Origin of the sequence: uncultured Nitrosomonas sp., from assembly GCF_902826915.1 — a bacterium.
Taxonomy (GTDB): Bacteria; Pseudomonadota; Gammaproteobacteria; order Burkholderiales; family Nitrosomonadaceae; genus Nitrosomonas.
Genome location: NZ_CADEGP010000126.1, coordinates 1 through 2,527 on the forward strand (window position 1 = coordinate 1; position 2,527 = coordinate 2,527).

General features: G+C 43.2%; 2 protein-coding genes. One reads left to right on the top strand and one right to left on the bottom strand.

Translation table 11 applies throughout. The annotated features are described in order from the left end of the window. The first annotated feature begins 180 nt into the window (after positions 1 to 180). On the top strand, positions 181 to 408 hold the full coding sequence (locus tag QZV86_RS13630; RefSeq protein ID WP_295629258.1) for a rhodanese-like domain-containing protein: 228 nt from the start codon (positions 181 to 183) through the stop codon (positions 406 to 408). 73 nt (positions 409 to 481) lie between these two features. Here the strand turns inward: QZV86_RS13630 and QZV86_RS13635 are convergent, their stop codons facing one another. Beyond that, positions 482 to 2,089, bottom strand: coding sequence for an APC family permease (locus tag QZV86_RS13635; protein ID WP_295629260.1), 1,608 nt, complete (start codon positions 2,087 to 2,089; stop codon positions 482 to 484). Between the last annotated feature and the right edge of the window lie 438 nt (positions 2,090 to 2,527).

Consider the following 2,527-nt stretch of genomic DNA (forward strand, 5'->3'; position numbering starts at 1 on the left):
GCATCAATACACCGGTACACCACTGTCGCAAGACAGCCGGTGTGCCGGTTTTTTTGTGCCTAATATGCAAGAGAGAAATAATGCAACATAATCCAGGATTCCCGAAATTAGTAGAGCAGGTAAGGAAACGTGTAAGGGAATGTACAAGTTGCGGATGCGCAAACCAGACTAGCATAAGGAATGCAATTCCACTTTGTTGATGTGCGGGAAGATCATGAGTTTTTGATAGATCACGCAGCGGGTGCTTGCCATCTTGGAAAAGGTATTATCGAGCGTGACATTGAAAAAGCGATATCAGATAAAAACGCGCCGATTATATTGTATTGCAGTGGAGGTTATCGGTCTGTTTTGGTGGCCGATACGCTGCAGTTAATGGGGTGCAAAAATGTTGTTGTCGTTGGTTGGTAGAATTAAAGCATTGCGTGATGCTGGAAGAGAAAAATAAGCCAATTTAGGCATCAATGTTGCAATGAGTAATATCTCACGGATTTTTTTCATCCTTAATCGATAAATTGGTTTGTTCAGTTGGGTGTGCAGAATTGCCATTTTTGATGTGGCGAGTGGCAGTATAATTTGTGTTGTGACTATTGTTGTCAGACACCATATGTGCTCTTTCAAGTGGTAATGTTTCACCACGAAAGAATCTAGGATCCCGAAAGTTCCACCACATCATCAAAGGAATTCCTAAGAATAATGCGACAACTCCGATTAGGAATACCGCACCCATACCAGCAATAGATCCGCTTGATCCATAATCCGGATCCATCATATTCCAAGCTTGAAGAATTCCTGCTGCAATCAGCACAATGGCGGCCATAGTTGGCAGCAGTACTTGTGATACAGTTGTGCGCCAGTGATTAAAGGCCGTGCGATGGAAATATAACGCACAGGATAATGCTGCAACTGAGTAATAAGTGCAGATTGCAATACTGACACTATGAATCGTGTCTTTAATAATCGATTCACTAATTAGACTAAGCGTACTGTAGATGATCAGTGTCATTAAGCCGATAGACCAAGTAGCAAATTTTGGAGTCTGTGTTACTTCGTTAACAGAAGAAAACCTTTGCGGGATTGCCCGGTAAGTCGCCATTGCTAAGGCAGCACGCGCAGCAGGCATAATCGTAGACATTGTGGAGGAGAAGGCAGAAACTCCGATGATCAATGCAGCAACCAACGCGCCCTTGATGCCGATGATATCAGTGGCAAGAACTGTTATGCTGGAATCAATATTGTTCTTAAACGTCAGACTCGATTGATGATTGGGATCTATACCGGCATAAGCCAATGCAGTAGTAGAAAAGACAACATAAGTGATAACTGTAATAATCATTGAAATAATGCCACTTTTTCCAGCTTGTTCTGCACTACCTTCCGTTTCTTCCGACATTGCCAAGGATGCATCAAATCCCCAGAATATGAAGAGTGCAATAAGAAAGCCATCTAGAAAAGTGGTAAACGAAGTGATTGCAAATGGATTGAACCACTCAAGCGAAAATGTCTCGGCGGTACTGACAGCGTTTCCTTGCATGACACGGAATAATAGGAATGCTGCAAGCGCGATAAGAATGCTGTATTGAGCGATTGTCAGAATCATGGTGGTGCGAGAGGATTCTTTAGCACCAAGCGCGGTGAGATAGGTTGTGCTGAAAATGAAAAGGCCCGCTACCCCAATGTGAAACCACTTGGGGATATCATTCAGATCGAAAATAAAAGCCGTCGCATTTACCATAATTTGAGTAGCGGCAACGCCCGCCAAAACACTTGCTAGTAAGAGTGCCCAGCCACCAAACCAACCGAATCTCGGTCCTATGGCTTTTGTACCCCAAGTGAAAATAGTGCCGGCATCTGGAGCAGAAGTAGTTAAGTGCTTGTAAGACAAGGCAACAAAGAACATTGGAATTACCGAAAGTATGAATACAATCGGTAATTGATAGCCGCTTCCAGCTGCGCCATAGCCAAGTGCTCCGGTTAAAGAATAAGCCGGGGCGGTTGCTGCTAGACCGATCGTCACCGCAGCCCATTTGGATACGGAGCCTTTTTTCAGACCTTTGGCTTTTAAATCATGCATCACTGTTTCTTCATGCATCTCATACCTCTTGGTTTTATAGGGGGTGCTGGATAGAATATTTCGAATTTGCGCCGAAAAGTAGCAAAGATCGTGAGTGAAGTCAAAGATCACTAGCTGTTTCTTAAACGCATCTTTCGTTTTTTCTCATTTCTTAAAACTGGAAATCTTGTGATTAACGCTTGCGCTATTCTTTGTATTGCAGGCAGGTTATCAAAGTAGAATCCATCTAGCGTTTTGTCGTCAAGCGCGGTGTGAGATCTATTTTGATTATAGAACATGAAATATTTCTCTAAGTCTCGCTCTGCATCATTTACACTGTCGTAGACGTGTGGATATACTTCTTCGTTCTTCGTGTTTGACGTTCTTCCAAAGCCGCTCGACAAACACGTTGTCATGCCAACAGAGGTGGTCACACTTGATTGGACAGTTTTTCCCATATTTTAAGTGGAAATCTCG